The organism is Micromonospora sp. 4G55, from assembly GCF_016803375.1.
Genome location: NZ_JAEVHN010000363.1, coordinates 1 through 6251, shown reverse-complemented (window position 1 = coordinate 6251; position 6251 = coordinate 1). Strand labels below are relative to the sequence as shown.

General features: G+C 74.2%; 6 protein-coding genes. 4 read left to right on the top strand and 2 right to left on the bottom strand.

All coding sequences use genetic code 11. From position 1 onward, the window contains the following. Nucleotides 1-1293 (bottom strand): hypothetical protein (locus JNW89_RS24355; protein WP_238450649.1); only part of this gene is annotated, 1293 nt, incomplete at its 3' end. Nucleotides 1294-1385: 92 nt separating this feature from the next. On the opposite strand from JNW89_RS24355, the gene murD reads away from it, so the two are divergent. Further along, entirely contained in the window at nt 1386-2732 is a 1347-nt protein-coding gene (gene murD / locus JNW89_RS24350; protein WP_238450648.1) for a UDP-N-acetylmuramoyl-L-alanine--D-glutamate ligase, read from the top strand. After that, the gene (locus tag JNW89_RS24345) at nt 2729-3514 is read left to right on the top strand and encodes a poly-gamma-glutamate hydrolase family protein (RefSeq protein ID WP_238450647.1); all 786 of its coding nucleotides are present in this window, start codon (nt 2729-2731) and stop codon (nt 3512-3514) included. The genes murD and JNW89_RS24345 overlap by 4 nt, the downstream gene beginning before the upstream one ends. 26 nt (nt 3515-3540) lie before the next feature. Here JNW89_RS24345 and JNW89_RS24340 read toward each other — a convergent pair whose 3' ends face one another. After that, the gene (locus tag JNW89_RS24340) at nt 3541-4509 is read right to left on the bottom strand and encodes a hypothetical protein (protein ID WP_238450646.1); all 969 of its coding nucleotides are present in this window, start codon (nt 4507-4509) and stop codon (nt 3541-3543) included. Between the two features lie 99 nt (nt 4510-4608). Between JNW89_RS24340 and JNW89_RS24335 the strand changes: the two genes are divergently transcribed. Both JNW89_RS24335 and JNW89_RS24330 read left to right on the top strand, forming a co-directional pair. After that, on the top strand, nt 4609-5469 hold the full coding sequence (locus JNW89_RS24335) for a hypothetical protein (protein ID WP_238450645.1): 861 nt from the start codon (nt 4609-4611) through the stop codon (nt 5467-5469). A gap of 37 nt (nt 5470-5506) precedes the next feature. Then, nucleotides 5507-6251: hypothetical protein (locus JNW89_RS24330; RefSeq protein WP_238450644.1), on the top strand; the 745-nt coding region annotated here is incomplete at its 3' end.

Here is a 6251-nt window from a genome sequence, read left to right as displayed (position 1 = left end):
GGGGGTGAAGACGTCCGAGGCCGCCGCGGCCGACCAGGCGGTCTCCGGGACCGCGTCGACCAGGGCGCGGACGACCGGAGCGTCGCGCCACTGCTCCTGCTCGGCGAGCAGGCTCAGCGCCACCACCGACTCCTCCACCTCGCCGACGCACTCGAACGGCTTGTGCCCGTCGACGCCGAGCAGCTCCCGGTAGCCGGGGATCTGCGCCGGGTCGGCCAGCAGGTCGCCGCCGAAGATCCGCACCACCCGCTCGCGCGGCATGAACGGCGCCATGGCCAGGAAGACGAACCGGCACTTCGGGCAGTCGCGGCACCAGCGCTCGCTCGCGTCGCGCAGCTTGAACGCGGCGTTGCAGCTGGTCACCACCGCGTCGTACCGGTCGATCGCGGCGAAGAGCCGGGCGATGTGCAGCTCCGACAGCGAGCGCAGCAGCGAGAAGTACGGCTCGGTGAGACCGGCGTGCTCGGCCAGCGCCGCCCGCAGCAGCCCCTCCGCCTCGACGCCCTTGGACCACTGGTGGTTGATCTCGTGACCGTTCCAGATCAGGTTCGGGTCCGACGCGGAACGCTCGTTGGACATCACCACCGGCCCGAGCCCGTGCAGCACGGCGGTGGCGACCGCGATCAGCGAGTTGATCGCGGTGACCGGAATGTGGCCGTTGAGCGCGCCGGCCGCGTTGAGGTCGAACAGCACCGGGTCGATCCGCCGGCGGGCCGCGAGGGGGGTGAGCCCGGACGCCTCGTTCACCGAGACGATCACGTGGTTCGGGTTGACCGAGAACGGCACCGGGTCGAAGCCGGCCCGGCGCAGCGCCTCCAGGCTGACGATGGAGTCCTTGCCGCCGCCGACCGCCGAGAGCGGACGACGATCGGAGTCGTCGTACCCGCGGGCCGGGGAGACGGTGCCGGAGGGCACCTCCGGGCGCAGTTCGAGCACGTGCGGCAGCTGGTTGCGGTAGGCGTACTCGGCCAGGCCCTTGGTGTAGACGGCGGTGACCAGCTCGGCGGCGGCCGCGCCCAGCGGCGCCGGCAGCACCAGCCGGCGCGGCGCGGCGGCCTTGTAGTAGCTGACCCCGGCGACCACGTGCAGCAGCTCCAGGACCCGGCCCAGGGTGGCCACGGTCTCGTCCGACGGCGGGTCGGCGGGCAGCGGCAGGGTGATCACCTCGGTGAACCGCTGCTCGCCGTCGGGACCGGTCAGCTTGTAGTCGAACAACGCCTCGCCGGTGGCGAGGTCGATCGAGTAGGACGGGAAGGTGAAGGCGTCCATCCGCCGGAGCTGCTCGTTGGGCACACGCCATACTAGGCCCTGGTTCGTCCGGCCGTGTCCGGCTGCGCCGGACCGTGCCCCGTGCCACGCCGTCGAGACCCCCGAGGAGAGAGCCCGTGCGCCTGTCTGACCTGCGCGGACGTACCGTCGCCGTCTGGGGGGCCGGCCGGGAGGGCCGGGCCGCCGTGACCGCCATCGCCGCGCACGGCCCCGCCGGCCTGGTCGCCGTGGACGACAGCGCCAACTTCCTCACCCTGCCCTGGGAGGGGCCGCTCGCCGAGGCCGCGCCCCTGATCACCGGGGAGGCCGGCTTCGACCGGCTGGCCGCCGCCGACGTGGTGGTCCGCTCCCCGGGCGTACCGAACACCCACCCGTGGATGGTGGAGCTGCGGGCGCGGGCGGCCACGGTCACCCAGGGCACCGCGCTCTGGATGGCCGACCACGCCGAGCGGACCGTCGGGGTCACCGGCAGCAAGGGCAAGAGCACCACGTCCAGCCTGATCAGCCACCTGCTCGCCGCGGTGGACCGGCCGAACGTCTTCGGCGGCAACATCGGGGTGCCCACCCTGGACCTGCCCGAGGCAGAGCTGTACGTGCTGGAGCTCTCCAGCTACCAGTGCACCGACCTGACCGACTCGCCCCGAGTCGCGGTGGTCACCGCGCTCTTCCCCGAGCACCTCGACGCGCACGGCGGCGAGGCGGAGTACTACCGGGACAAGCTCAACCTGCTGGCGTACGGCCCGCGGACCGTGGTGGTCAACGGCGCCGACCCGCGGCTGGCCGTGGAACTGGGCGACCGGGCCGCCGTGCGCGCCGGCCGGCCGGACACCGCCAACGTGGCCACCGGCCCCGACGGCACGCCCTGGTTCCACCTGGCCGAGCAGCCGCTCTTCCCGCGCGCCGTGCTGCCGCTGGTCGGCCGGCACAACGAGGGCAACCTCTGCGTGGCGCTGGCCGTGCTCGACGCGCTCGACGTCGACGTGGTGGCCCGCAAGGACACCCTGGCCGTGGCGGTCGCCGAGTTCCAGGGGCTGGCCCACCGGCTCACCGAGATCGCCGACCCGTCCGGCCTCACCTTCGTCGACGACACCCTCGCCACCAGCCCGTACGCGGCCATGCACGCGATCGACGCGTACGAGGGGCGGCCGTTGACGGTGATCGTCGGCGGCACCGACCGGGGGCTGGACTACAGCCCGCTCGCCGCGCACCTGGCCGAGCGGGAGATCACCGTGATCGGCATTCCGGACAGCGGCCCCCGCATCGTCGAGGCGCTGGCCGGGCTGCCGGCGGTGCGTACCGAACTCGCCGAGGACCTGGTCGCGGCGGTCGGGCTGTCCCGCAAGCTCACCCCGCCCGGCGGGGTGGTGCTGCTCTCGCCGGCCGCGCCCAGCTACGGGCGGTTCCGCAACTTCGAGCACCGCTCCGAGGTCTTCGCCCAAGCGGTCGCCGACACCGCGCGGTGACCTCCGCCGAGGACCGGGCCGGGGATCCCGACCGTCCCCGCCCGAGGCGGCCCACCGCGCACCCCACCGACCGGTACGGTTCCAACACCGAGCTGTACGCCACCGCGGGCCTCGTCGAGGGCGTCGAGTACGCCGTGCGCTGCTGCCATCGATGCGCCCCCGACGAGCAGCCCGACTGCGCGACCGGGACGACGCGGACGGCGGTCCTCGCGCCGCACGGTGGCGGCATCGAGGTGGGCACGTCGGAGTTGTGCCTCGCGGTCGCCGGCTACCACCCGGCGACCCTGGAGCCGAGCACCGACGGCAAGGGCCTGCACCACTACTGGATGTTCGAGGGGCTGCTCGGCGCCGGCAACGCCGCCCTGCACGTGACCTCGGTGAACTGCGACGACCCGTGGGCGGAGTCGATCTGCGGTGGGGTCCGCCACGCCGTCGCCCTGCACGGTTGCACGACCCGGCAGGCCGGTGAGCCGGACGGGACCGAGGCGGTGGTGATCGGCGGGCGGGACGCCGGGCTGCGGGACCTGCTGCGCCGGGAGTTGGCGAAGGTGAACATCACCGTCGCCCGGCGGGTCAACCGCGCCATCGACGGGACCAGTCCGCAAAACATCTGCAACCGGACGGCGTCCAGGGCGGGCGCGCAACTGGAGCTGACGACGCCGCTGCGCGAGGCGATGTTCGGCAGCAACACCTGGGACGGCCGCAAGCACACCACCCGGCCGCTGTTCTGGGACGTCGTCTCCGCGACCCGGACGGCACTCGCGCTGCACGCCGACGCCTGACGCCGACCCGGGCGGTGCGGGGTGGGTCAGTCCAGCACCTCGTGCAGGGCCCGCATCGCGCGGATCGCCGAGCGGATCTCCTGGAGGTAGCGCCCCGGGGTGAGGGTCGGCTCGGGCAGCCGGACCAGGTCGGGCAGGGCCGGGTCGACGCCGACGGTGTCGATCGCGCAGCCGTACGGCACCGCCAGGGTGCGCAGCGCGTCGCAGTGCTGGAACGGCACGTAGATCGGCGCGGTCACCACCAGCAGCGCGTCGCCGGGGGAGAGCCGGACGTGCCCGGCCCAGAACCGCTGGGTGTCCGCCGTGTGCGCGCGCCGCCGCTCCGGCTCGCTGGACGGGGCGGCGAGCACCCGGACCGGCGGCAGCCCGTCCGACCGGTAGGTCCGCGCGGACCAGGAGTGGTGCGGGTGGCCGGCGTCGTGCCCGTCCTCCTCGTCGGGCGCGGCGACCCCGAGGACCGCGCGGACCGCCGCGTCGAGCGCGTCCACCTCGGTGTCGGCCGCGATCCCCGCCCCGGCGAGCACGTCCCGCTCCACCTCGGACAGCGGCCGGAAGCTGCCGAGCACGGCCACCTCCCCGTCCACCGCCGGCCCGTGCCGCACCAGGTGGGCCGCGTACGCGACGCGCCGCAGGCAGGCGTGCGCCAGCCCGCCCAGCACCACCAGGTGGGCGTACCGGGGGTGGGCCGGTCGCACCGGGCGGACCAGGCCGAGCGCCTCGGCGGTGGTGAGCACCAGCGCGGCGGTGGTCGGGTCGAGGTTCGGTTCCCGTGCCTCGGGGCGTTCCCGGCCGCCCCGGAAATCCCAGTGCCGGGCGGAGAAGTCGTCCAGCCCGGCCAGCACGGCCGTCAGGTCGCCGGTCGGCCACTCGCCGCCGAACCGGGCAACCAGCGCCCGCAGCGGCGGGGACTCCACCCAGGCCCGCAGCCCTCGGGTGAGCTGCGCGGGCGACGCGTCGGCCGGGCAGCTCGGCAGCGCCACGTCCGCGATCCGCACAACCGGATCGTACCGACGGCCGTGACCACGAGGGGCCCTTGTGGATCGGCACTACGCTGGGCGCACCGACGAGATCGGGGGCTGCCGATGACTGGCGACGTGCTCCGTCGACGTTCCACCGGGCGTACCGGGTCGGCCAGTGGACTGGTCCGGCTGGTGGCGCACACCGACCCGGTGGCGCTGATCGGCATCACCCTGTCGATCGCGCTCTCCGTCACGCTCGACCTCACCAACGCCGCCAGCGGCGTCGAGTCGCTGCTGGCCGGGCTGATGGGCATCACCATCTCGCTGCTGGTGGACTCGTTGGCCCGCGCGGAGCGCCGGTTCCACCTGCGTACGCTGCTGGACGGGCCGCCCTGGCTGGTGCAGGGCGCGCCGGAGATCGTCGTCGCCGTCCGGGAGGCGGTCGAGCGGCACGCCGGCACCCGGGTTGCCGAGGAGGCGCAGCGCCGCTACGAGCAGTTCCGGATCGAGGCCGAGCAGCTCGCCGTGGGGCGGGTGGTCCGGCGGGGCGACGACGACGAGGACCTGATCGGCGCCACCCGGGACTGCACCCGGAGCCTGCAGGGGCTGACCAACCTGACGCCGAGGGCCAGCGGCGAGCTGAGCTGGTGGCGCAGCGAGATCGGGCGGCGCTACTGGGAGGCGAACCTGGCGGCCCTGGCGCGCGGGGTGCGGATCACCCGGGTCTTCGCCTACGCCACGCTCTCCGACGAGCTGGTCGAGCTGGTGGAGAAGCAGCGCCGGGCCGGGGTCCGGGTGGGGCTGCTGCCACTGGGTGTCGTCAGCCCGCACCTGCACGTCAATCTGACACTCTGGGACGGCTCGAGCTGCTGGGAGGCCAGGATGAGCGCGCACGGGGAGATCAGCGAGAACCAGTTCTCGGTCAACCGCGCCGACATCGACCGACTCACCCGGGTGTTCGACCTGTGCGCGAACGTCGCGACCTTCCAGGACTGACCGCGTCGGCGGGCGGTGGAGCGGAGATGGGCCAGCCATGACGTGGAGTGCCGTGATCCTGGTGACCGCCGTGGTCTGGGCGGTCAGCGTGATCCGTTCGGTCCGGCTGCGGGCGTTCGTCTACAGCCTGCCGCTGCCGATGACGCTGGCCCTGGTCACCACGGGCCACCGGGTCGACGGCGCCCAGCTGCTCGGCGTGCTCGGCCTCAACCTCTTCTTCGTCACCGTGGCCCTGACCCACCACCGGTGGCGCTGGCCGATCCTGATGGCCGACCTGGCCGGGATCGCCGCCTACGTGGCGTTGAGCGCCGGCCTGCTGGCGGTTCCGGTGCCGTTCGGGCCGGCCCTGGCCGGCACGATGGCGCTCTGGTTGCTCGCCATGGTGGTGCTGCGCCGCCGCGCCCGGGTGGTGGCCGCGGCACCGGAGCGGCCGGTCGACGGCCGCCGGGACAGCCTCCCCGCTCCGGCCAAGCTGGCGGTGATCTTCGCCGGGGCGGTGCTCACCGGCCTGCTCGGCCAGCTGCTGCGCGGGATGGTGGTGACCTTCCCCTATTCCGGCGTGCTGGTCGCCGTCGAGGCCCGTCGCCAGCTGGTCGACTTCAGCCGGCACTTCGCCCGCAACAGCCTCGCGCTGGTCGGGTTCCTCACCGCCTACCACCATCTCCAGGACGGCTCGCCGATTGTCGCCCTGGCCGGGGGCTGGGCCGCCTTCGCGCTGCTGGCCACGCCCTGCACCTGCCGCGCCGCCGCCGTGCCGAACCGGCCCCGGCCGGCGCCCTCCC